Source organism: Streptomyces sp. NPDC093149, from assembly GCF_044754145.1.
Lineage (GTDB): Bacteria > Actinomycetota > Actinomycetes > Streptomycetales > Streptomycetaceae > Streptomyces.
In genome coordinates this window covers 437758-461578 of sequence record NZ_JBIVON010000004.1, presented here as the reverse complement: position 1 = coordinate 461578, position 23821 = coordinate 437758, and the positions used below count along the sequence as shown (strand labels likewise).

Annotated in this window: 18 protein-coding genes; 15 read left to right on the top strand and 3 right to left on the bottom strand. The window is 70.5% G+C overall.

The window, feature by feature from the left end; all coding sequences use genetic code 11:
- Window positions 1-213: 213 nt before the first annotated feature.
- The 4 genes from ACIQCZ_RS15650 (at window position 214) to ACIQCZ_RS15635 (ending at window position 4916) form a co-directional block, all read left to right on the top strand.
- Window positions 214-2757, top strand: coding sequence for an ATP-binding protein (locus tag ACIQCZ_RS15650; RefSeq protein ID WP_376272325.1), 2544 nt, complete (start codon window positions 214-216; stop codon window positions 2755-2757).
- Window positions 2758-2827: 70 nt separating this feature from the next.
- Window positions 2828-3520 carry a response regulator gene (locus ACIQCZ_RS15645; RefSeq protein ID WP_351084878.1) on the top strand — a complete coding sequence of 231 codons (693 nt, stop codon included), beginning with the start codon at window positions 2828-2830 and terminating at the stop codon, window positions 3518-3520.
- 211 nt (window positions 3521-3731) lie between these two features.
- A complete protein-coding gene (locus tag ACIQCZ_RS15640; RefSeq protein ID WP_351084874.1) occupies window positions 3732-4148 on the top strand; it encodes an OB-fold nucleic acid binding domain-containing protein in 417 nt (138 codons plus the stop codon).
- A gap of 3 nt (window positions 4149-4151) precedes the next feature.
- Window positions 4152-4916: a DUF3159 domain-containing protein gene (locus ACIQCZ_RS15635; protein ID WP_402282706.1), complete on the top strand. Its 765-nt coding sequence runs from the start codon at window positions 4152-4154 to the stop codon at window positions 4914-4916.
- 120 nt (window positions 4917-5036) lie between these two features.
- Here ACIQCZ_RS15635 and ACIQCZ_RS15630 read toward each other — a convergent pair whose 3' ends face one another.
- Both ACIQCZ_RS15630 and ACIQCZ_RS15625 read right to left on the bottom strand, forming a co-directional pair.
- Window positions 5037-5714: a TrkA family potassium uptake protein gene (locus tag ACIQCZ_RS15630; RefSeq protein ID WP_351087342.1), complete on the bottom strand. Its 678-nt coding sequence runs from the start codon at window positions 5712-5714 to the stop codon at window positions 5037-5039.
- Window positions 5714-6382 carry a potassium channel family protein gene (locus ACIQCZ_RS15625; RefSeq protein ID WP_376271631.1) on the bottom strand — a complete coding sequence of 223 codons (669 nt, stop codon included), beginning with the start codon at window positions 6380-6382 and terminating at the stop codon, window positions 5714-5716. The genes ACIQCZ_RS15630 and ACIQCZ_RS15625 overlap by 1 nt, the downstream gene beginning before the upstream one ends.
- Before the next feature lie 450 nt (window positions 6383-6832).
- On the opposite strand from ACIQCZ_RS15625, the gene ACIQCZ_RS15620 reads away from it, so the two are divergent.
- The 4 genes from ACIQCZ_RS15620 to ACIQCZ_RS15605 all read left to right on the top strand — a co-directional run bounded on the left by ACIQCZ_RS15620 (window position 6833) and on the right by ACIQCZ_RS15605 (window position 12494).
- Complete coding sequence (locus tag ACIQCZ_RS15620) at window positions 6833-7525, top strand: GntR family transcriptional regulator (protein WP_402282704.1); 693 nt, start codon at window positions 6833-6835, stop codon at window positions 7523-7525.
- Between the two features lie 287 nt (window positions 7526-7812).
- Window positions 7813-8898, top strand: coding sequence for a 1-aminocyclopropane-1-carboxylate deaminase (locus tag ACIQCZ_RS15615; RefSeq protein ID WP_402282702.1), 1086 nt, complete (start codon window positions 7813-7815; stop codon window positions 8896-8898).
- Between the two features lie 112 nt (window positions 8899-9010).
- Complete coding sequence (locus ACIQCZ_RS15610; RefSeq protein WP_376290055.1) at window positions 9011-11059, top strand: APC family permease; 2049 nt, start codon at window positions 9011-9013, stop codon at window positions 11057-11059.
- A gap of 106 nt (window positions 11060-11165) precedes the next feature.
- On the top strand, window positions 11166-12494 hold the full coding sequence (locus ACIQCZ_RS15605; RefSeq protein WP_376216266.1) for a class I SAM-dependent RNA methyltransferase: 1329 nt from the start codon (window positions 11166-11168) through the stop codon (window positions 12492-12494).
- 482 nt (window positions 12495-12976) lie between these two features.
- Here ACIQCZ_RS15605 and ACIQCZ_RS15600 read toward each other — a convergent pair whose 3' ends face one another.
- Entirely contained in the window at window positions 12977-13282 is a 306-nt protein-coding gene (locus ACIQCZ_RS15600; protein WP_402282700.1) for a hypothetical protein, read from the bottom strand.
- A 597-nt stretch (window positions 13283-13879) separates the two neighbouring features.
- Here ACIQCZ_RS15600 and ACIQCZ_RS15595 point away from each other — a divergent pair.
- The 7 genes from ACIQCZ_RS15595 to ACIQCZ_RS15565 all read left to right on the top strand — a co-directional run bounded on the left by ACIQCZ_RS15595 (window position 13880) and on the right by ACIQCZ_RS15565 (window position 23818).
- Entirely contained in the window at window positions 13880-14182 is a 303-nt protein-coding gene (locus tag ACIQCZ_RS15595; RefSeq protein ID WP_402282698.1) for a hypothetical protein, read from the top strand.
- Between the two features lie 21 nt (window positions 14183-14203).
- The gene (locus tag ACIQCZ_RS15590) at window positions 14204-14623 is read left to right on the top strand and encodes an ankyrin repeat domain-containing protein (RefSeq protein WP_402282697.1); all 420 of its coding nucleotides are present in this window, start codon (window positions 14204-14206) and stop codon (window positions 14621-14623) included.
- Between the two features lie 342 nt (window positions 14624-14965).
- Window positions 14966-15187, top strand: a complete 222-nt coding sequence (locus ACIQCZ_RS15585; RefSeq protein ID WP_402282695.1) for a hypothetical protein — start codon at window positions 14966-14968, stop codon at window positions 15185-15187.
- A gap of 78 nt (window positions 15188-15265) precedes the next feature.
- Entirely contained in the window at window positions 15266-16915 is a 1650-nt protein-coding gene (locus tag ACIQCZ_RS15580) for a TIGR02677 family protein (RefSeq protein WP_402282694.1), read from the top strand.
- Window positions 16912-18168: a TIGR02678 family protein gene (locus ACIQCZ_RS15575; RefSeq protein WP_402282692.1), complete on the top strand. Its 1257-nt coding sequence runs from the start codon at window positions 16912-16914 to the stop codon at window positions 18166-18168. Before ACIQCZ_RS15580 ends, ACIQCZ_RS15575 begins: the two co-directional genes overlap by 4 nt.
- Window positions 18165-22400 (top strand): TIGR02680 family protein, encoded by a 4236-nt coding sequence (locus tag ACIQCZ_RS15570; RefSeq protein WP_402282691.1) that lies wholly within the window; start codon window positions 18165-18167, stop codon window positions 22398-22400. The genes ACIQCZ_RS15575 and ACIQCZ_RS15570 overlap by 4 nt, the downstream gene beginning before the upstream one ends.
- On the top strand, window positions 22397-23818 hold the full coding sequence (locus ACIQCZ_RS15565) for a TIGR02679 family protein (protein WP_402282689.1): 1422 nt from the start codon (window positions 22397-22399) through the stop codon (window positions 23816-23818). Before ACIQCZ_RS15570 ends, ACIQCZ_RS15565 begins: the two co-directional genes overlap by 4 nt.
- Window positions 23819-23821: the final 3 nt, after the last annotated feature.

Below are 23821 nucleotides of genomic sequence, written 5' to 3'. Positions count from 1 at the left end.
CCACAGGCCGGGGGCGCCCCTGACCTGCGGAAGGCCGGACCCCGCCGGGGCGTCCCGTGCTCCTTCCAGGCGTTCCGCACTCGGTGCGGGCGTCAGAATCCTGTCAATTCGGTTCCCACCCCCACCCCTCATCCGATTTGTCGAGAATCTACGGGGTAGCTTCGAACCGGCTGCCGCATCTGCCGCAGCCGGTTCAGAGAAGACAATGGGGCCATGGCACGCGGCAAGCTTCGGATCTACCTGGGTGCGGCACCCGGCGTCGGCAAGACGTACGCGATGCTCTCCGAGGCCCACAGGCGCGTCGAGCGGGGCACCGACTGCGTCGTCGCCTTCGTGGAGCACCACGACCGCCCGCGCACCGAGGTCATGCTCCACGGCCTGGAGCAGATCCGGCGCCGTGAGATCGAGTACCGCTCCGCCGTCTTCACCGAGATGGACGTCGACGCGGTTCTGGAGCGGGCCCCGGCCGTCGCCCTGGTGGACGAACTCGCGCACACCAATGTGCCGGGATCCCGCAACGCCAAACGCTGGCAGGACGTCGAAGAGCTCCTTCAGGCCGGCATCGACGTGATCTCCACCGTCAACATCCAGCACCTGGAGTCGCTCGGCGACGTCGTCGAGGCCATAACCGGCGTACGCCAGCGCGAGACCGTCCCCGACGAGGTCGTCCGCAGGGCCGACCAGCTCGAACTCGTCGACATGTCGCCCCAGGCGCTGCGCCGCCGGATGGCCCACGGCAACATCTACAAGCCGGACCGGATCGACGCGTCCCTGTCCAACTACTTCCGCCCCGGCAACCTGACCGCCCTGCGCGAGCTGGCGCTCCTCTGGGTCGCCGACCGGGTCGACGAATACCTTCAGCAGTACCGCGGCGAGCACAACATCCGCACCACCTGGCAGGCCCGTGAACGCATCGTCGTCGGACTCACCGGCGGCCCCGAGGGCCGTACGCTCATCCGCCGCGCGTCCCGGATGGCCGCCAAGGGCTCCGGCAGCGAGATCCTCGCCGTCTACATCGCCCGCAGCGACGGACTGACCTCCGCCTCGCCCAAGGAACTCACCGTCCAACGCACCCTGGTGGAGGACCTCGGCGGCACGTTCCACCATGTCATCGGCGACGACATACCGTCGGCGCTCCTCGAATTCGCCCGTGGGGTGAACGCCACGCAGATCGTCCTCGGCTCCAGCCGCCGCAAGACCTGGCAGTACATCTACGGACCGGGTGTGGGCGCCACGGTCGCCCGCGAGTCCGGCCCCGACCTCGACGTCCACATCGTCACCCACGAAGAGGTGGCCAAGGGCCGCGGGCTGCCCATCGCCCGCGGCGCCCGGCTGGGCCGGGTCCGGATCATGTGGGGCTGGCTGGTCGGTGTCGGCGGCCCGGCGCTGCTCTCGCTGCTCCTCACCAGTCTGGAGAACGGACCGGGGCTCGCCAACGACGTCCTGCTCTTCCTCTTCATGACGGTCGCGGCGGCCCTGCTCGGCGGGCTGCTGCCCGCCCTCGCGTCGGCCGCCGTCGGCTCGCTGCTGCTGAACTACTGGTTCACCCCTCCCACCCACACCCTGACCGTGCAGGACCCGGAGAACTTCGTCGCCATCCTGATCTTCTTCGCGGTGGCGGTCTCGGTCGCCTCGGTCGTCGATCTGGCGGCCCGCCGCACCCATCAGGCGGCCCGGCTGCGCGCCGAGTCGGAGATCCTCTCCTTCCTGGCGGGCAGTGTGCTGCGCGGCGAGACCACCCTGGACGCGCTCCTGGACCGGGTCCGCGAGACCTTCGGCATGGAGTCCGTCGCTCTGCTGGAGCGGCAGAGCGACGTCGACCCGTGGACCTGCGCCGGAAGCGTCGGCCCGGGGCCGGTGGCCCGGCCGGAGGACGCCGACGTGGACATGCCGGTCGGCGACCACATGGCGCTCGCCCTCTCCGGCCGGGTGCTGCCCGCCGAGGACCGCCGGGTGCTCGGGGCGTTCGCCGCCCAGGCCGCCGTCGTACTGGACCGGCAGCGCCTGGTCGGCGAGGCGGAGGAGGCCCGGCGGCTCGCCGAGGGGAACCGGATCAGGACGGCGCTCCTCGCCGCCGTCAGCCACGATCTGCGGACCCCGCTCTCCGCCATCAAGGCCGCCGTCAGCTCCCTGCGCTCCGACGACGTCGCGTGGTCCGACGAGGACGAGGCGGAACTCCTGGAAGGCATCGAGAACGGCGCCGACCGCCTCGACCACCTCGTGGGGAACCTGCTGGACATGTCCCGGCTGCAGACCGGCACCGTCACCCCGCTGATCCGCGAGATCGACCTCGACGAGGTGGTGCCGATGGCGCTCGGCGGCGTGCCGGAGGGCAGCGTGGACCTCGACATCCCCGAGACCCTGCCGATGGTCGAGGTCGACCCCGGGCTGCTGGAGAGAGCCGTCGCCAACATCGTCGAGAACGCCGTCAAGTACAGCCCCTACGAACAACACGTCACGGTGGCCGCCAGCGCGCTCGGCGAACGCGTCGAACTACGGGTCGTCGACCGGGGCCCCGGCATCCCCGACGACGCCAAGGAACGCATCTTCGAGCCCTTCCAGCGCTACGGCGACGCCCCGCGCGGAGCGGGCGTCGGACTGGGCCTCGCGGTGGCCCGCGGCTTCGTGGAGTCCATGGGCGGCACGCTGGGCGCCGAGGACACCCCGGGCGGCGGTCTCACCATGGTGCTGACCCTCAAGGCGGCGTCGGGATACGTTCCGGTCAGCCCCGACCTGCCCGCGCGGGTCACCTCATGACTTCGCCGGTCACCTCATGATCCCCGGAACGCTCCGGGAGATCGCCGTACAGCAGAAAGGCAGGGCCCCCATGACCCGGGTGCTTGTGGTCGACGACGAGCCGCAGATCGTACGCGCCCTCGTGATCAACCTGAAGGCGCGCAAGTACGAGGTGGACGCGGCGCCCGACGGCGCCACCGCCCTCCAGCTCGCCGCCGCCCGCCACCCCGATGTCGTCGTCCTCGACCTCGGACTGCCCGACATGGACGGGGTCGAGGTGATCAAGGGGCTGCGCGGCTGGACCCGGGTGCCGATCCTGGTGCTCTCCGCCCGCCACACCTCCGACGAGAAGGTCGAGGCCCTGGACGCCGGAGCCGACGACTACGTGACCAAGCCGTTCGGCATGGACGAGCTGCTGGCCCGGCTGCGCGCCTCCGTCCGCCGCGCGGAACCCGTCGGCCAGCACGGCACCGACGACATGGTGGTCGTCGAGACCGAGGGGTTCACCGTGGACCTGGCGGCGAAGAAGGTCCACCGCGAGGGACGCGACGTGCGGCTCACGCCCACCGAGTGGCATCTGCTGGAGGTCCTGGTCCGCAACAGCGGCCGGCTGGTCAGCCAGAAGCAGCTGCTCCAGGAGGTGTGGGGGCCCTCGTACGGCACCGAGACCAACTACCTGCGGGTCTACATGGCGCAGCTGAGGCGCAAGCTGGAGGCCGACCCCTCGCACCCCCGGCACTTCGTCACCGAGCCGGGGATGGGCTACCGCTTCGAGCGCGGCTGAACCGCAGCCGGGCGCCCCGGGCGTACGGATGTGGGCGGCCGAGCCCCGCGTCGGCAGGCGCGGGCTGTGGGCCCGGTCCGTCGTGTCCGCGTCGCTCGCCCCTGCTCCGCACCTCCGACGCCGACGAGAACTCCGAAGCCCTGACGAGTAACCCGTTCGAGTGAGACCCGGGACACCCGCTCGGGGCACGGGAGACCGGTACCCTTCGGTTATGAGTGCTGTTCCTCGATTCGAGAAGCCGGGCAAGGCGGAGAAGCCGTCCGGCCGCTTCCGGCGGATGCTCGACCGGCTGTCCAGCTCCCGGGAGGACCTGGAGTCCGAGGAGCTGCAGGAGGACTCGCAGGCTTCGGGATGCACGCGTATCTCCGAATGCACCGACCGGCAGATCGTGAAGGTGACTGGTACCTTGCGGACCGTCACCCTGCGGCCGCGCGCCGGAGTGCCCGCCCTGGAGGCGGAGCTCTTCGACGGCACCGCGCCGCTGGACGTGGTCTGGCTGGGCCGACGCTCCATCGCGGGCATAGAACCGGGCCGCAAGCTCATCGCCTCGGGCCGGATCGCCATGAGTCATGGACGCCGGGTGCTGTTCAATCCCAAATACGAACTCCGACCGCTCGGCAAGGAGTAGCCGGTGACGTCTCTCGACAAGCCGTCGTCCGACACGGACCGCACCACCCGCACCGACCAGCAGGAGGCCGACGCGAAGGCGGTCACCGAGGCAGCGCTCTTCGAGGCGTTCGGCGGTGTCCGGGGGATGGTGGAGACAGTCCTTCCCGGGCTGCTCTTCGTCACGATCTTCACGGTCAACAAGGATCTGCACCTCTCGGCCATCGCGGCCCTGGTGGTGTCCCTGCTCCTCGTCGCCGTACGGCTGATCCGCAGGGACACCGTGAAGCACGCCTTCAGCGGTGTCTTCGGCGTGGCCTTCGGCGTGGTCTTCGCCATGATGACGGGCAATGCCAAGGACTTTTATCTGCCGGGCATGCTCTACACGCTCGGCCTGGCCCTCGCCTATCTGATCACCACCCTCGCAGGGGTGCCGCTGATCGGTCTGATCCTGGGCCCGGTGTTCAAGGAGAACCTCTCCTGGCGCACCAGGAACCCCGGTCGCAGGAAGGCATACGCCAAGGCGAGCTATGCCTGGGGACTGATCCTGCTCGCCAAGTGCGCGATCCTCTTCCCGCTGTACTGGTGGGCCGACACGACCCAGTTCGGCTGGGTCCTGGTCGCCCTGAAGATTCCGCCCTTCCTGCTCGCGGTCTATCTGACCTGGGTCTTCCTCGCCAAGGCGCCGCCGCCCATCGATGTCTTCGCCGAGATGGAGGCGCAGGAGCAGGCCGAGGAGGCCCGCAAGGCCGAAGCGGCCGCCGCCGCGACGCGCCACCAGGAGTACTGAACCGCCCAGGGCGCAAGGCGAGGGGCCCGGAACCGTTTCACACGGTTCCGGGCCCCTCGCCTTCCGCCTGCCTTGTGCCTTGCGCCGGCCTCGGGTCGGCTCCGGCCGGCCCTGCGCCGGTCAGTCGTCCGAGTCGCCCCGGCGCACCGACAGCAGGTCCTCCAACTGCTCCTCGCGCGCCTGCGCGGCCACGAACAGCAGCTCGTCACCGGCCTCCAGCGTCTCTTCGGTGCTCGGCGTCAGCACGCGCTGCCCGCGGATGATCGTGACCAACGAAGTGTCCTCGGGCCAGGCGACATCGCCGACCTGGGTGCCGGCCAACGCCGACTCCGGGGGCAGCGTCAGCTCGACCAGGTTGGCGTCGCCGTGGCTGAAGCGCAGCAGCCGGACCAGATCGCCGACGCTCACCGCCTCCTCGACCAGGGCCGACATCAGCCGCGGTGTGGAGACCGCCACATCGACGCCCCAGGCCTCGTTGAACAGCCACTCGTTCTTCGGGTTGTTGACCCGGGCGACGACCCTCGGCACGCCGTACTCGGTCTTGGCGAGCAGCGAGACGACCAGGTTCACCTTGTCGTCGCCGGTCGCGGCGATCACGACGTTGCAGCGTTGAAGCGCTGCCTCGTCGAGCGAGGTGATCTCGCAGGCGTCGGCCAGCAGCCATTCGGCCATCGGCACCCGCTCCACCGAAATGGCGGTCGGCGCCTTGTCGACGAGCAGCACCTCGTGCCCGTTCTCCAGCAACTCGCCCGCGATGGAACGTCCCACCGCACCGGCGCCGGCAATCGCGACACGCATCAGTGACCGCCCTCCTCAGGGCCCTCGGCGAAGGCCGCCTCGACCTTCGCGATCTCGTCCGTACGCATCATCACGTGGACCAGGTCGCCCTCCTGCAGCACGGTCTGCGACGAGGGCAGTATGGCTTCGCCCAACCGGGTGAGGAACGCCACGCGGACGCCCGTCTCCTCCTGCAGCGTGCTGATCTTGTGGCCGATCCAGGACGGTGTCGTGTGCACCTCCGCGAGCTGCACGGCGCCGCTCGGATCCCGCCACAGCGGCTCGGCCCCCGAGGGGAGCAGCCGTCGCAGCATCTGGTCGGCGGTCCAGCGCACCGTGGCGACCGTGGGGATACCGAGACGCTGATAGACCTCGGCACGCCGGGGGTCGTAGATCCGCGCCGCGACGTTCTCGATGCCGAACATCTCACGAGCGACCCGGGCGGCGATGATGTTCGAGTTGTCGCCGCTGCTCACCGCGGCGAACGCGCCGGCCTCCTCGATCCCCGCCTCACGGAGGGTGTCCTGGTCGAAGCCGACACCGGTGACGCGCCGCCCACCGAATCCGGACCCGAGGCGTCGGAATGCCGTGGGGTCCTGATCGACGACGGCGACCGTGTGCCCCTGCTGCTCCAGGGTCTGCGCGAGAGCGGCTCCGACTCGCCCGCAGCCCATGATGACGATGTGCACCTTGCGCCTACCTCGCAGTCCTGGTCGTCCGGCTGACCTGCGAAAACACCCTGCTCACACTTCTTTCTCAGCTTGCCGGGCAAACAACGGGGCAACGGAGTGTCCCGTTGCCCAGGATGAGCTTATGCGGCTGGGATCGCGAAGCCTCATCCGAGTGCGCTTTCGCCGCGCCCGCGCGATGCGGATGGACAGCGCGCAGTGTCCGCGCGATGACGAACGGGTGCCGTGAAGGGTCCGCGCGACACGGATGGGTACGCCGCCGGACACGCGTGATGCGGATGGGCGCCGAAAGTGTCCGCGCGATTGCGGACGGAGAGGGCCGTCCTTCGTGCCACTGCGGAAGGGGAGGGCCGCCGTTCGCGCCACTGCGCAGGTACAGGACCCGTCGATCGCATCAGGGGCGCACGGACCCTTGAGTGCCGACGACACAGACATCTAACATGTCAGTTCATGGAGACCCTGCGCCCCGTCCGACGGACCTTGCTGCGGGACACCGCGTACGAGGCGATCCGTGACGCCATCGTCCGTGGCGACATCCCGCCCGGTGCCCCTGTCCGTGACGCCGAGCTCGCCGAACGCCTCGGACTGTCCCGGGCTCCGGTCCGCGACGCGCTGTCCCGGCTCTCCGGCGAGGGGCTCGTCGAGTCCAAGCCGCAAAGCTACACGCGGGTGACCCGTCTGGTGCCGCGCGACGTCCGGGACGCGGCGGCTGTCGTACGGGCCATGCAGGAACTGGCGGCGAGGACCGCCGTACCTCGCCTCACGGACGCGGACATTGCCGCCATGCGCGAGGCGAACGAACTCTTCAGGGACGCGACCCGCCGCAGCGACGTGGCGGACGCGCTGCGCGCCGACGACCGGCTCCATGACGTCCTCGTCGCAGCCTGCGGCAACCGTGCCGTGGCCGCCACGGTTGAGCGCTACACCCCTTTGATCCGGCGGCTGGAATGGCGGCAGTTCGGCACCGCGAGCGCGTCACACGGCTCGGCCGAACTGCACGACCGGCTGATCGAGGCATGCGCGGGGCGTGATGCCGAAGCGGCGTCCCGGATCACTGCGGAGATATGGCGGACTCTCGAAGAGCTGGCAGACGAACCGTCCGTAGAACCGTCCGACGGGGCGGCCCGGTGGCGCTCCACCTAGGGCAGCCCCGACAGGCCAACGGACCCGTCCGGGGTCAGGGCGGCGACCGGCCGAAGCCCCGACTGCCGTCCGGATCCCCGGCGTACCCGCGGACAAGTCGACACCTCGACCCGTGACCACCGCCGTCGCGCCCCCCTCCCAGTCACCGCGCCGACCCGAACGCGCCCCCACCCCACCGCGCCGGGCGCGATCCTCACCGCCACCGCGCCGACCAGGAAAACGAACCCCACCGCCACCGCGCCGACCAGGAAAACGAACCCCACCGACCCCCGACCGAGGGAGCTCCCATGACGCCCGCAACCCCGACCCCGCCCACCGCCGCGTCCCCCGCCTCCTCCACCACCTCTCCCTCCCTCTCCTCCTACGAGCGCTATCCCCTCCTCTTCGGCCCCTCTCCCGTACACCGCCTCGACCGGCTCACCGACCACCTCGGCGGCGCCGCTGTCTGGGCCAAGCGGGAGGACTGCAACTCAGGCATCGCCTACGGCGGCAACAAGACCCGCAAGCTCGAATACCTCGTCGCCGACGCCCTGGCGAAGGGCTGCGACACGCTCGTCTCCATCGGCGGAGTCCAGTCCAACCACACCCGGCAGGTCGCGGCGGTCGCGGCCCGCGCCGGCCTCAAGTGCGTACTCATCCAGGAGAGCTGGGTCGAATGGCCCGACGCCGTCTACGACAAGGTCGGCAACATCCTGATCAGCCGCCTGGCCGGTGCCGACATCCGCCTGGTGCGCGCCGGTTTCGGCATCGGCGTCAAGGAGAGCTGGGAGCAGGCGCTGCGCGAGGTCGAGGAGGGCGGCGGCAGGCCGTACGCCATTCCCGCCGGTGCGTCCGACCATCCCCTGGGCGGACTCGGCTTCGCCAACTGGGCCTACGAGGTCGCGGAGCAGGAGCGCGCGCTCGGTGTGTTCTTCGACACCGTGGTCGTCTGCTCGGTGACCGGTTCCACCCAGGCCGGGATGGTCGCCGGCTTCGCCGCGCTCGAAGAGGCGGGCGGCCGTCCGCGGCGCGTGCTGGGCATCGACGCCTCCGCCGAACCCGCCCGTACGCGTGAGCAGATCGCCCGGATCGCGGCAGGCACCGCACGGCTCATCGGGGTGCGGCGCGAGCTCACCGTGGACGACATCGAGCTGGACGAGCGCTACCACGCGGGCACGTACGGCATCCCCGACGACACCACCCTCGACGCGATGCGGCTCGCCGCCCGTACCGAGGGCATGATCACCGACCCCGTGTACGAGGGGAAGTCGATGGCCGGAATGGCCGATCTCGTGGCCCGCGGCGAGATCACCCGTGATTCCACCGTCCTTTACGCACATCTCGGCGGCCAGCCCGCGTTGAATGGTTACAGCGCCCTTTTCGCGGACGCTTAGTGCAAGGATTTCGTTAAGGATTTTGTGGCTTTTTCGTCCGAGTGCAGGAGATTGCAGGGCCGCGGGGGTGGTGCGTCTGCGGCTTCCATACGGAACGCTTACGATCCTCTGCGTGTCCAAACTGACCGACGTGCCCAAACGGATCCTGATCGGGCGCGCACTGCGCAGTGACCGGCTCGGAGAAACGCTCCTGCCAAAGCGCATCGCCCTCCCCGTCTTCGCCTCCGACGCCCTGTCCTCCGTTGCCTACGCGCCTGGCGAGGTTCTGCTCGTCCTGTCTGTCGCGGGCGTGTCGGCGTACCACTTCAGCCCGTGGATCGCCCTGGCGGTCGTGGTGGTGATGTTCACCGTGGTGGCGTCGTACCGGCAGAACGTGCACGCGTACCCCAGTGGTGGTGGCGACTACGAGGTCGCCACCACCAACCTCGGCCCCAAGGCCGGCCTGACGGTCGCCAGCGCGCTGCTTGTGGACTACGTCCTCACCGTCGCCGTCTCCATCACCTCCGGCATCGAGAACCTGGGCTCGGCGATCCCGTTCGTGGTCGAGCACAAGGTGCTGTGCGCCGTCGCGGTGATCCTGCTACTGACGCTGATGAACCTGCGCGGCGTCAAGGAGTCCGGGTCGCTCTTCGCGATTCCGACGTACGTGTTCGTCGTGGGCGTCTTCATCATGATCGTGTGGGGTGCCTTCCGCGCTCTCGTGCTGGGCGACACCATGCGCGCGCCCACCGCCGACTTCCACATCAAGGCGGAGCAGGAGGGTCTCGCGGGCTTCGCCCTTGTCTTCCTGCTGCTGCGCGCCTTCTCCTCCGGCTGTGCCGCGCTCACCGGCGTCGAGGCGGTCTCCAACGGCGTCCCTGCCTTCCGCAAGCCCAAGTCCAAGAACGCGGCGACGACGCTCTCGATGATGGGCGTGCTCGCCATCACCATGCTCGTCGGCATCATCGCCCTCGCCCTGGTCACCGACGTCCGGATGGCCGAGAACCCGGGGCAGGACCTGCTGAGAGGCGGTGTGCCGGTCGGTCCCGGCTATGTACAGGACCCGGTGATCACGCAGGTCGCCGAGGCTGTCTTCGGCCACGGCAGCTTCCTGTTCATCGCGCTCGCCGCGGCCACCGCCCTGGTGCTGTTCCTCGCGGCGAACACGGCGTACAACGGCTTCCCAGTGCTCGGCTCGATCCTCGCCCAGGACCGCTACCTGCCGCGCCAGCTGCACACCCGCGGCGACCGCCTCGCCTTCTCCAACGGCATCGTGCTGCTCGCCGGCGCGGCCGCCCTGCTCGTCGTCATCTACGGCGCCGACTCGACCCGGCTGATCCAGCTCTACATCGTCGGCGTGTTCGTGTCCTTCACGCTCAGCCAGACCGGCATGGTCCGCCACTGGAACCGCCACCTGCGCACGGAGAAGGACGCCGATAGGCGCCGCCGCATGATCCGCTCCCGCGCGATCAACGCCTTCGGCGCCTTCCTGACCGGCCTCGTCCTCGTGGTCGTCCTGGTCACCAAGTTCACCCACGGTGCCTGGGTCGCCCTGCTCGGCATGTGCATCTTCTTCGCGACGATGACCGCGATCCGGAGGCACTACGACCGGGTCGCCGAGGAGATCGCCGCCGACGAGACCCCGTCCGACGAGACGATCCGCCCGTCCCGGGTCCACTCGATCGTCCTGGTCTCCAAGCTCCACCGGCCCACTCTGCGCGCCCTCGCCTACGCCAAGCTGATCCGCTCCGACCGGCTGGAGGCGCTCTCCATCAGCGTCGACCCGGCCGAGACCAAGGCGCTCAAGGACGACTGGGAGCGGCGCGGCATCGACATCCCGCTGAAGATCCTCGACTCGCCGTACCGCGAGGTGACCCGCCCGGTCATCGATTACGTGAAGGGCCTGCGCCGGGACAGCCCGCGCGACGTGGTGAGCGTGTACATCCCGGAGTACGTGGTCGGCCACTGGTACGAGCACCTCCTCCACAACCAGAGCGCCCTGCGCCTCAAGGGGCGGCTGCTCTTCACCCCGGGCGTCATGGTGACCTCCGTGCCGTATCAGCTGGAGTCCTCCGAGGCGGCCAAGAAGCGTGCCAGGAAGCGCGCGGAATGGAACGCGCCGGGCTCGGTGCGCCGCGGCCCCGTGGAGCGCAAGCCCAAGGAGCCCAGCGGCAGGAACTGACCGCCCTCGTCCGCTTTCGCTCGTGGTCAACGGCCGGACGACACCCACGTAGAATCGTAGGTTGTTGTCCGGCCGTTAGTCCCTTGATCTCTGGAGCCACCCCCTCATGCAGAACGAACCCACGTCGTCGCTGGTCGGGGAGGAGTACGAGGTCGAGGTCGGGCCCGTCGCACACGGCGGCCACTGCATCGCCCGCACCTCCGAGGGACGGGTCCTCTTCGTACGGCACACGCTTCCCGGCGAGAAGATCATCGCCAAGGTCACCGAGGGCGAGAGCGACTCCCGCTTCCTGCGCGCCGACGCGGTACGGATCATCGAGGCGTCCAAGGACCGCGTCGAGGCGCCCTGCCCGTACGCAGGACCGGGCAAGTGCGGCGGCTGCGACTGGCAGCACGCCAAGCCCGGCGCCCAGCGCAGGCTCAAGGGCGAAGTGATCGCCGAACAGCTCCAGCGCCTCGCGGGTCTCACCCCGGAGGAGGCGGGCTGGGACGGCACCGTCATGCCGGCCGAGGGCGACAAGCTTCCGGCGGGCGAGGTACCTGCCTGGCGCACTCGTGTCCAGTACGCCATCGACGAGGACGGCCGCGTCGGCCTGCGCAAGCACCGCTCGCACGACGTGGAGCCCATCGAGCGCTGCCTGATCGCGGCCCCCGGCGTCACCGAGCTCGGCATCGAGAAGCGGGAATGGCCCGGCATGGCCTCGGTGGAGGCCATCGCGGCCACCGGCTCCCACGACCGCCAGGTGATCCTCACCCCGAGGCCCGGTGGGCGGCTGCCCCTCGTCGAGCTCGACAAGCCCGTCTCGGTCATGCGCGTCGACGAGCGCGACGGCGGCGTCCACCGGGTGCACGGCCGTGCTTTCGTCCGCGAGCGCGCCGACGACCGCACCTACCGGGTCGGCTCGGGCGGCTTCTGGCAGGTCCACCCCCAGGCCGCCAACACCCTCGTCCGCGCCGTCATGCAGGGCCTCCTGCCCCGCAAGGGCGACACCGCCCTCGACCTGTACTGCGGCGTCGGCCTGTTCGCGGGCGCACTCGGCCAGCGCATCGGCGAGAAGGGCGCGGTCCTCGGCATCGAGTCCGGCAAGCGCGCCGCCGAGGACGCCCGTCACAACCTCAAGGACCTGGAACGGGTCCGCATCGAGCACGGCAAGGTCGACCAGATCCTGCCGCGCACCGGCATCACCGAGTGCGACCTGATCGTCCTCGACCCCCCGCGCGCCGGCGCCGGCAAGCAGACGGTGAAGCACCTCACCGGCCTCGGCGCCCGCCGCATCGCCTACGTCGCATGCGACCCGGCGGCGCTGGCCCGCGACCTGGCGTACTTCCGTGACGGCGGCTACCGGGTGCGGACGCTGCGGGCGTTCGACCTGTTTCCGATGACGCATCATGTGGAGTGCGTGGCGATTCTGGAGCCGGCCGCGAAGGGCTCCTGACCAGTGGGTTTGCGGCCCGGGTGGTTCGCTCGACCGGTTTGCCCGCCTCAACCGGATCGAGCGGACGGTCCCCCGCCGTAGACATCCTGACCTGTGGGTTCGTGACAATGGGCGTTCCCGGCAGCAGCAGCAGTGTCGCGGCGGTGGCGTGAGCTCCTGACGCTCGCACGACGCCCGTTCGGGGCGCGCCGCCGCGTCGTCTGCACGTCAATGGCCGAGAAGCGCACCGCGAAGATCTGACAGCTCGGTGGTCAGGCGGTCACGGGGCTCGGCCGCCGGTGCGACTGCGTACCGTGAGACCGGCCACGGGGGAGCTTGCGCCATCGGTCGAGTCGGTCATGGAGCCGGGCCGGATGTCGAGGGCAGGGGCGGATCATGCGAGGTCGCCGATGTTGCGGAACGGCAGACCGTCATCGCAGTCCCAGCGCGCAGTGAGCTGTTGGAGCCAGCTGTTTGTGGAGGCAAGCTCACTCGCCGATTCCTCAGGCTGTATCCCGGGTGTCCCAGCGATGACGGAACCACGCCAGTGTTTCGGCGAGCAGTTCGCGGTTGGCGTCCCCCTCCAGGAGGGCGAGCCGGAAGTTGGGACGCAGTTTCAGTTTTCCCTCCGTGATGTCGACGCCTTTCAGCTCATTGAGGCGCCGCAGGAGCTCGGCGCAGCCCGCGGTCGGTGAAGGGATCGCGAGCGGCGAGGTGCTGGAACACCACCTCCGCCGTGCCGCCGCGCCGCCCGGACAGAGCGTCAGCGGCCAGATGCCGCTGCCCGGTGCCCCGGCTTCTTCGAGCATGAGGGCACGCGGTCGGAGCCCGAACCGATCAGCCGCCCGCCTCCGGTTCAAAGGGGGTCGAACCGCCAGAACACCAGGGCGAGACAACGTGGCAGAGCCTGCACGTCCGCCTGGTGGATGTGGTGCGGGAGATGAAGGCCTGGGCCGCTCGCGCGGCGGGTTCACCAGCAAGCTCCACTCGGGTGCGGACGGCCGCTGCCGCCGAGTCACTGGATTTGTTGTGGCAGCGAGGATCCGAGTATCTGCGCGTGGCCGCGGGCGGTCGGAGCGTCGCGCGCGACATGGGGCGTGCGCCTGCAACCACGTCTCCACGAGGTCCCACGCCGTTGTTACGGCAGTCCCACCAGCCAGGCAATGACAGCCGCGGCCTCTGCCGCGGGCCTTCAGCCCGAGGAAATGCGAACGCTTCTCGGACCACCTCACGCGAACGTGTGAAATCACCACGCCCCGTAAAAGCCACCCACCCCCGTAACAACGGGCGAAGAACCGTTCCGCACGTCAACTCCAGTCCTGAACGGCCACACAAACCCGTCCTCGGTGCATGCCATCGTGTCCGCCGGGCGCCGCCACGCCCCCACCGACCGAAAGCGAGGCACCGTGAAGAAGTCCATCGCCTGCTGGACCGCCGCAGCGGCATGCGCTCTGCTCGCCCTCACCGGAACCGCCGAAGCCTCTGATGCCATGGCCAAGCCCAAGACGTGGTACTCCACCGCCGTCTGTGCTGTCGAGAGGATCGGAAGCGGTGACCACGGAAAGAATCAACTCAAGGGCACCGGAAAGGGAAAGAGCAAGTCGGAGGCCGAAAAGGCCGCCCAGCGAGATGTACAAGCCCAGATCAGCAAGAAGTACGGAAAGGGGTACCGGGCGCACCACTGCACCTTCCGCAGCTCCAGGCGGTAGGCCCCGCGCCCGTGGGATCACGTGAACAACAGAAAGCGTAAGAAGCTGCCGAAGCGGCTTGCGGCGGCTGCCGGTGACGGACACGTCGGACTTCTCAGAAGACTCCTCGCCCAAGGGGCCGATCCCGACGCCCGCGACCCTGACGGAGCCACACCGCTCTACCTCGCCGCCGTCCAAGGCGAGAACCGTTGTGCCGAACTGCTCCTGGCGGCCGGAGCCTCGCCCAACGCCGAATCCCGGGGGCGGCGCAGCGGGCTACCACTCGCCGCAGCCGCCACCAAAGCGAACTCGCCCCTCGTCGAGCTGCTGTTGCGTCATGGCGCCGACCCGCACCTTCGGGAGTCGGGGGGCGGCTCGGCGCTCGACTGGGCGCAGGGTTGGAGCGACGACACCGAGGAGCGTCAAGCCGTTCTGGACCGGCTGCGCAACCTCACCGCTTGAACCGTCCCCACCGGACGGCCGACACCTCCGGCTGCACGAGGGCCCTGGTGCTGCAGGGGGCACGGGTATCTGCTCTCTCCCTGAGAGGGCAGATGACCTGATGCCCGTCGAGCTCTCCAGCCGGCAAATCACCCTCGATCAACAGACGGAGACCGCGCTCCGACGTGAACTGGTCATCGATCGCATTGTTGCGAGAAGGCCGGGATCGGTCGTGCCGACGGCTCTGGCTCCATCGCGTGAACGATGAGGATCAGCCGAACCGGACGCCATTCGCACGTGTTCAGCGCTGTGCCGGGCAGCAAGGGGCCATGTCGGCGGTCGGACTTCCAAGGGTGTCCGGAGGTGACCGCACACTCGCAGATCGTCCGGATCGAGGTCACCGACGCCTGTGCCGAACGGATGCCGCCCCGATCGGACGCGCTCCGCCTCCCGGATGGAGCGGACCCCGGTGGCCGGGGACTCCTTCTCGTCGCCGGGCTCGTCGCGCGCCGGGACTGGTACCTGCGGTCCGAGGGCCTGAGCAGGACGGTGTGGGCCGAGTGTGCGCTCACGCTTCCCACGTGATCGTGCTGATCGGTCCGGGCACAGAAATTCGGACATCACGTCCAGACGGGGGCGCGGGTCCGGAAGAATGGACCGACAATGACATCCCAGACGTCCCGCACCGACCAGCCCTCTCAGCCGTCCGAGCCTCCCGCCGGTTACACCCCCTTCGCCCACCTCACCGTCCCCAACGCCCCCCTCTATCGCCAGGTGATGCGCGCCTTCCTCGTCGCCAAGGAACGGTTCGCCGTGCACCTGCGGCCGGAAGAGGTGTACGCCGCCCTGGACGCGGGGAGCCGGCCCGCCGATGTCGAGGCGGTGGTGAAGGCGCTGGACAGCCTCGTCGCCTGGGGGAATCTGAGGGCCGATCCTGACCATGCGAGGGTGACGGCGGTCGAGGACTTCTACCGCAGGCGGTTCATCTACCAACTCACGCGGGCCGGTGAGGCGGCCGAGGCGGCACTGGGGACGTATGACGAGGTGTTGGGGCGACGCGGGGAGCTTCAGGCAGTCGCGCTGCATGACATCGTCACGCAGTTGCGGGCGTTGCTGGTGATCGCGGCTGAGGACGATCCGGATCCGGCGAAGGCATACGTCGCCCTGTCCGTGCTGACCGCGCGCTTCGCCGACCTCGCCGACAACGCTCGTGCCTTCATGGGGTCGCTGCAGCGCACCATCGACCTGCACGACATCGAGGTCGAGGCGTTCCTCGCGTACAAGGACCGGCTGATCCAGTATCTGGAGCGGTTCATCCAGGACCTGATCACCCTCGGTGGGCGAATCGCTCTGCTGATCGGGGAGTTGGAGGATCAGGGGCGGGTGGCGCCGCTGCTGCGGGTTGCTGCCACCCGGGAGGCAGCCGACGCGTCTCCCGAGGTGGCCGAGCACGCGGAGGCTGTGGCGTGCGAGCGGTGGGCGGGCCGGTGGTCGGGGCTCGCGCAATGGTTCGTGTCGGGGGAGGGGCGGGAGTCGCAGGCCCGGCTGCTGCGAGGGCGCGCGCTCGGGTCGATTCCGCAACTCCTCGCCGTCGTAAGGCAGTTGAACGAGAGGCGAGCCGGACGTTCCGACCGCTCGGCCGACTTCCGCACGCTGGCGCGGTGGTTCGCCCAGGCGCCGGACGACGCGGCGCGGCACCGGATGTGGCGGGTGGCGTTCGGGCTGTATCCGTCCCGGCATCTCACCGTCGACGGCGACACCCTCGCCGAGCGGACGGCCGCGCCCGAGCCGGCTTCGACGCCGTGGGCCGAGTCGCGACCGCTGCGGATCAGTCCTCAGCTGCGCCGTACCGGCAGCTATGAACGGCGTGGCAAGCCGCGCCGGGTGGCCGACCGAGGGGAGGCGAAGCGCAGACTCGCCGAGATCGCCGCCCGGCAGGCGGGGGAGGTCAAAGAGGCCCGGGAGCGGCTCGCTACAGGCGGGCCGGTGCGGCTGTCCCGGCTGGGGGAGCTCGATCCGATCGCCTTTCAGTTGTTCATGCGGCTGCTCGGCGACGCCCTCGCCACCTGGCGGCCGGAGATGACGACCACGGTGACCACCAGCGGGGACGGCTCCATGGAGATCAGGCTGACCGCACTCGACGACGGTTCGACAGCCGAAGTGCACACACCTGACGGGGTGTTCAGCGGGCCTGATCACCTGATCGACATCGTCGACCTTACGGCGGAGGTCCGGTTCGGTCCGCCTCTCGTCGCTCCCGTGTCCGCCCCGGCGGGGATCGGGTCGGTCACCGGCTCGGGGGAGGAGCTGTGACCGGCCCCCTCGCCGAGATCCTCGACGGGCAGCGCGAGGCCGATTTTCAGCGGGCCGCACGCGCCCTGCTGAAGGAGCCGCTGCTCACCGCCGACGGGCCGTACGCCGACGAGTTCCGGCTGGTACGACGGCACACCGCCGAACTGCGCGAGTGGTTCGAGCGCAACGTCGGCTGGACGCTGCGCACGGACGCCGAAGCCGCGCGTCTGCGCAAGACGCCGGGCACCCTCACCGACGCCACGCATCCCGCCCGCGAGGCCGCCCGGACCGCCCTGCCCTTCACCCGCCGCCGCTACGTCCTGCTCTGCCTGACGCTGGCCGCGCTGGAGCGGGGCGAGGCTCAAGTGGCGCTCGGCCGGCTCGCCGAGCAGGTCGTGCTGGCCGCCGCTGATCCCGAACTCATCGCCGCCGGGATCACGTTCACCCTGGAACGGCGCGATGAGCGCCTCGACCTCGCGGCCGTCGTACGACTGCTGCTGCGGGTAGGGGTGCTGCGGAGGGTGGCGGGCGACGAGGAGGCGTATGTCAGCGGATCCGGGGACGTGCTGTACGACGTACGGCGGCGCGTGCTGGCCGGGATGCCGGCGTCCCTGCGCGGTCCCTCCCTCGTCGAAGCCGAGGACTTCGAGGGGCGGCTGGTGGAGATGACGGCGCAGACCGCCCTCGACAGCGACGAACTGAGGTTCCGTGCGATCCGCTGGAAGCTGACCCGCAGCCTCCTCGACGACCCGGTGCTCTACTACGACGACCTCACGGACGAGGAACTGGCCTACCTCACCCGGCAGCGCGGCTTCATCACCGCGCGGATCGGCGAACTGACCGGGCTGGTGGCCGAGGTGCGCGCCGAAGGCATCGCCATGGTCGATCCTCAGGACGACCTCACCGACGTACGCATGCCGGAACAGGGTACGCACGGGCACGTCACCCTGTTGCTCGCTCAGCACCTGGCGGGGGCCGACAGACCCGTCACACCGGCGGAGCTGGCGCTGCGGGTGCGTGAACTCGCTGCGGAGCACGGCAGCTTCTGGGCCAAGTCGGCCAGGGAGCCGGGCGCCGAGCCCGTACTTGTGGAGCAGGCCCTGGCGAAGCTGGAGGCGCTGGGGCTCACCGAGCGCACCGAACGAGGTGCCGTGCCGCGGCCGGCCCTCGCGCGGTACGCGGTCGGCGAGGCCGTCGTCAGAGAACCGGGGCCGCCGCCTGCCCGTCGGCACCCTGCCACAGCACCGGGCACAACCGTGAAGGACGAAAGGTGAACCGCGCCTTGACCGCGCTCCCGGCCCCCGCTCTCCCCACCCCCGCACCCGGCCGGTGGCGGCCCCTGCGCATCGGGCTCGTCGATTTGTTCCACTACGACATCGAGGAGTTCTGGTTTCGCGACGGCCGGCTGCTGCTGCGCGGCAACAACGGCACAGGCAAGTCCAAGGTGCTCGCCCTCACCCTGCCGTTCCTGCTGGACGGGGACCTTTCCGCCCGCCGGGTCGAGCCCGACGGCGACCCCGGCAAGCGGATGGAGTGGAACCTGCTGCTCGGCGGTGAGCACCCGCATCCGGAACGGCTCGGTTACACCTGGATCGAGTTCGGACGGCTCGACGAGACCACGGGCGAGCCCCATTTCCGTACGCTGCTCTGCGGGCTGAAGGCCGTCGCCGGACGCGGCATCGCCCGCCACTGGTTCGCCGTGACCGACCAGCGGATCGGCGCCGGACTCGACCTGCTCGACGCGACCGGCACGGCTCTGTCCCGGGACCGGCTCGCGGAGGCCGTCGGCGACTACGGCATGGTGTACGACACCGCGAAGACGTATCGCCGAGCGGTTGACGAAGCTCTCTTCGGGCTGGGGGAGCGGCGCTACGGTGCGCTCGTCGACCTCCTCATCCAGCTGCGCCAGCCCCAGCTGTCCAAGCGCCCCAACGAAGCCTCCCTGTCCCGGGCGTTGACGGAGGCGCTGCCACCGATGGATCAGGCGGTCGTCGCCGACGCGGCGGAGGCCTTCCGGTCGCTGGACGAGGAGAAGGAGGAACTGCGGGCGGCGCGCGAGGCCGAAGGAGCCTCGTCGGGGTTTCTCGACCACTACCGGCGCTACGCCCGCATCGCCTCCCGGCGCCGGGCCCGCCTGCCTCGCACCGAACACGCCCGCTACGAGCACATCCAGCGGGAGCTCCTCAAAGCACAGGGCGATCAGGAACGGGCCGTGGCGGACCGGGCGGAGGCCCAGGAGCGGGCGGCGTCGCTCGTCGAGCGCGCGGCGCGGTTGAGCGCGCAGGACGCGGCCCTGCGGACCGGGCCCGAGATGCGCGACGCCCGCGCACTCGACCAGGCGGCGGCCGACGCCTCGCGTACGGCGTCGGACCTGGCGCGGTCCGAGGCGGATCGGCGGACGGCGTCCCAGGCTCACACCCGGGCCCGGGGCAGGCTCGCCACCGCGACGAACCGGTTGACCGCCGCGCAGGAGGCACTGGACGACATCCTGGGCCATGTGGCCGAGAGCGCCGCGGCGGCCAGGCTCGACGTCCCGCAGACCGAAGGAGCTCCCGTCACGGTCCTGCGTCGCGCGGCGGACGAGGCGACGGCTGGCAGAAGGCGTGCTGTCGAGCATGTGGAGGCCCTCGCCGAGCGGGCCGAGCGGGCCGAGGAGACACGCAGGGCCGCCCGACTGCGCGCCGACGAGGCCGACGAGGAGGTCGTGCACAGCGGGGAACTGCTGGCCGAGGCCGACGAAGGCGTCGCGGAAGCCGGGCGCGTGCTCGTCGCGGCCGTGCGGGAACACCTCTCCGGGTGTGTGGAGTTGCGGGTGGACGGGCTGCCCGGGGTCCTGGACGGGGTACAGGGGTGGGTGAGCGGCCTGGTCGGTCCTCACCCGGCACGTGTCGCCGCGGCCCGAACCCACCGCGTCCTCGCCTCCCAACTGGCCGACCAGGCCGCCGCCCTGGTCCATCGCGAGTCGGCGACGGCGGAGCGGCAGCGGTTGGTGGCACAGGAACTGACCGCGCTCGAAACGGGCGGGCAGCGAGGTCCGTCGGCTCCGTACACCCGCACTCCCGATGTGCGGGTACGAGGTCTCGGAGCCCCGCTGTGGCGGCTCGTCGACTTCCGCGCGCACGTCACCGAGGCCGAACGCGCGGGCTTGGAGGCTGCGCTGGAGGCGTCGGGGCTCCTCGACGCCTGGGTACGACCGGACGGCTCCGCGGTGGCGGCGGACGGGCACGACGTGCTCCTCGATCCCCTGGACCTGCCCGGCGGAGGTGGTCTCGACCGCGTGCTGTGTCCGGCGGTCGACCACACCGATGTGGGGGCTGCCGCCGTGGGAGAACAGACGGTCCAGCGCCTGCTGGTCTCGATCGGGCTGGCAGGGAAGAACAGCGACGGGTCGGCGGAGGACGTTTGGGAGACGGGCGGCAATCGCACCTGGGTCGCCACTGACGGGCGCTTCCGCGTCGGTGCGCTGACCGGAAGCTGGGCCAAGGACAGCGCCCAGTATGTCGGGGAAGGAGCGCGGGAACAGGCGCGGCGCACCCGCACTGGCGAACTGCACGTCGAGCGGGAAGCGTTGGAAGCAGAGAGGGAGCAGCTGGCCGAGGCGCTGCACGCGGTGGCAGAGCGCCGTGAGGAACTCGACGCCGAGCTCGCGGCCGTACCGGGCGACGATGATCTGCGCCACGCGCACGCACGGGTCACCGCCGCTGCCGGTGCGGTCCAACGGGCCCGTACCCGGCAGCAGGAGCGGGCCGCTGAACTGGGCAGGGCGGCCGACGAGGCCGACCGTACGGCGGCTGAACTCGGCGAGACGTCGGCCGCCATGAACCTCCCCACCGACCGGGAGGGGCGTGCTTCCGTGCGCCAGGCGCTCGCCGATCACACCGCCCACCTCGCGGCGCTGTGGCCGGCCCTGCGTGAGCGCGCGGACGCCGAGCATGCGGTCACCGGGGATCAGGCCGAGACCGGCCGGGCCGAACTTCTGTTCTTCGAACTCGCGGAGCGCACCACGGAAGCGGCTCGTCTCGCCGCCTCGGCGGACGAACACCTGCGGACCCTTCGTTCCACTGTCGGAGCGGCCGTCGCCGAACTCCAGCGTCGGCTGGAGGAGACCGCGGCCGCCGTCCGCGTCTGTGAGAGAGAGCAGCAGCGCGCACAGGCGGACATTCGCGACGCTGACCGGCGGGCGGGCCATGCGGAGGGGCGCATCGAGCGGCTCGCCGAGGATGTCACGGACGCCACGGCCGCGCGTGAACGCGCCGTCGCAGCGCTCCAGCGGTTCGTCTCGACCGGGCTGCTTGCCGTCGCCCTCCCCGATGTCGTCGTACCGGACGACGGCGGCGGAACGTGGGCTGCGACCCCTGCCGTGAGCCTCGCCCGTGCCATCGAGTCCCGGCTCTCGTCCACCGACGATTCGGACGCGGCCTGGGAACGCGTTCAGAAGCGATTGAGCGAGGAGTTCGGCAGGCTGCAGGACGCGCTCTCCCGGCACGGTCATACCGCCACGGCCCGTCCGAGCGAGGACGGCATGCGGGTCGACATCGTCTACCAGGGTCGGCGGCGCGCAGTGCCCGAACTCGCCGAAGCCCTGGCCACCGAGGTTGCCGAGTTGACCCGCATCCTGTCGGCGCACGAACGCGAGATCCTCGAGACCCATCTGATCACCGAGGTCGCCGGGACACTCCAGGAGCTGATCGGAGCCGCCGAACGCCAGGTGCGCGCCATGAACCGGGAATTGGAGGAGCGCCCGACCTCGACCGGAATGAAACTGCGCCTGGTGTGGCGGGCCTCTCGCCGGGCCCCGCAGGGGCTGGCCCAGGCCCGGGAACGGCTGCGCCAGTCGGCCGACGCCTGGTCGGCGCAGGACAGGGCCGCGGTCGGTGTGTTTCTTCAGGAGCAGATCGCTTGCCGCCAGGCCGACGACAGCACGGGCAGTTGGCAGGAGGACCTCACCGCTGCCCTCGACTACCGGGCCTGGCACGAGTTCGGCGTCGAACGACACCAGCACGGCAAGTGGGTGCCGGCCACCGGGCCCGCCTCCGGCGGCGAACGCGTCCTGGCGGCGTCCGTGCCCCTCTTCGCCGCCGCGTCCTCCCACTACGCGAGCGCGGGCGGCGCGCACGCCCCCCGGCTGGTCACCCTGGACGAGGCGTTCGCCGGAGTGGACGACGACTCCCGCGCCAAGTGTCTCGGCCTGCTGAGTGCGTTCGACCTCGACGTCGTCATGACCAGCGAACGGGAATGGGCCTGCTACCCGCAGGTGCCCGGCATCGCCATCGCACAGCTCTCCCGCGTCGACGACATCGACGCAGTCCTGGTGACCCGCTGGGAATGGGACGGCAGCGACCGACGGCGCGGCGCCGAGCCGGGCGCCACCCTGCGTGCGACGGCGGTTCCCCTCCAGGCCGATGGCCGCGAACGAGGGAGCCAAGACGCGGCGGGACCGATCGCCGGGATGGCGCGGACCGCTGGTCCGGAGGCCATCGGAGAACAGGAGCCCCTGTGCACGTGAATCCTCCCGCTCGGCCGGCCGCTGTCGAACGGGCGCCCGGACGGCGGGCACCGGGGCAGCGGGAGGGGCCGACGGACGTCGTGGCGGCGGAGCGGCCCGGGACCCCCCAGACCGAAGGACAGACCGGCAGGGTCGACGCCGATCGCGTCGGACGGCTGCTCGGAGACCCGGGCCTCGCCTGGCTTCTGCAACGCATCCGCCGGCGGATGGCCGGCGGTCGGACCCTCACCGGTGCGGTCACCCTGGCGCATCCTGACGAATCTCAGCGCCGAGCCGCTGAGCGTCTTCTGGGACGCGCCCCGAGCGCGGGCCGCTCCCTGACAGTACGTCTCGACGCGGTGGACGCGATCCTGCGCCGCTCAGGTGTCAGCCCCGACGGACTGGGGGCCGCGGTGGTGGACCTGACCGGACCCGTTGCCGTGCACGCGGAGGTGCGCGGCAGGGAGGAACGCGCCTGGGAGGAGGCGTACGCCCCTTTCGGAGCCCTGGATCCCGGGCTGGCCGACTGGGCGGAACGGATGTGCAGGGACGGTCTCGTACGGCGGCTCGCGCGCACGCCGGAAGCCGCCGGCCCTCTGGTGAGCGCTGCTGTGCGAGCGCTGCGCGCGCTGCCCGCGGTTCCCCCGACGTCACGTGCGACGTTCGCGGCACTCCATCTCTCCGGTGCCCATGCCCTGGACGAGGGAGCTCCGCTCGCCGCTCTCGTCCTGTCAGGGCTCCGGACCCTCACGGGTTTTCCCGACGGCTCCGGTGCCGAGTGGCGACGGGAAGCCTGGGCTTCGGCCGGACTGCTCATGGACGATGTGTCGTCGACCGTCCTGACCCTCAACCTGCGAGGCACACCAGCCCTCGACTGGATGGCTGACGCGGGGGAGCCCACGGTCCTGACGCTGCGTTCGCTCACCCGCCACGCGCCGAGCAGCGCCCTCTCAGGGACTGGAGTCGTACACATGTGTGAGAACCCGGCCGTCCTGTCCACCGCTGCCGACGCCTTCGGCCCGGCGTGCCCGCCCATGGTGTGCCTCCAGGGACAGCCTTCGGCGGCGGCGCTTACTCTGCTGCGCGGCCTGTCCGCGCAGGGAGCCGAACTTCTCTACCACGGTGACTTCGACTGGGGTGGGGTGCGCATCGCCACGGCGCTGGGACGCGGTGCCCCGTGGCGGCCTTGGCGATACGGAGCGGCCGACTACCGGGCGGCCGTGTCCAGGATTACGGAGCCACAGCAGTTGGCAGGCGCGTCCGCCGCGACTTCGTGGGATCCGGCGTTGAGCGTTGCCCTCACCGAGCACGGAGTTCGTGTAGAAGAGGAAGCGGTGCTCGACGAGCTGCTCTCGGACCTGGAAAAGCAGGCCCGCCGAGGTCCATCCGGAAGTGCCGAGCGCGCCGCTCCGAGCTCGCCGCGGAGTACGACCCGGTAGGCG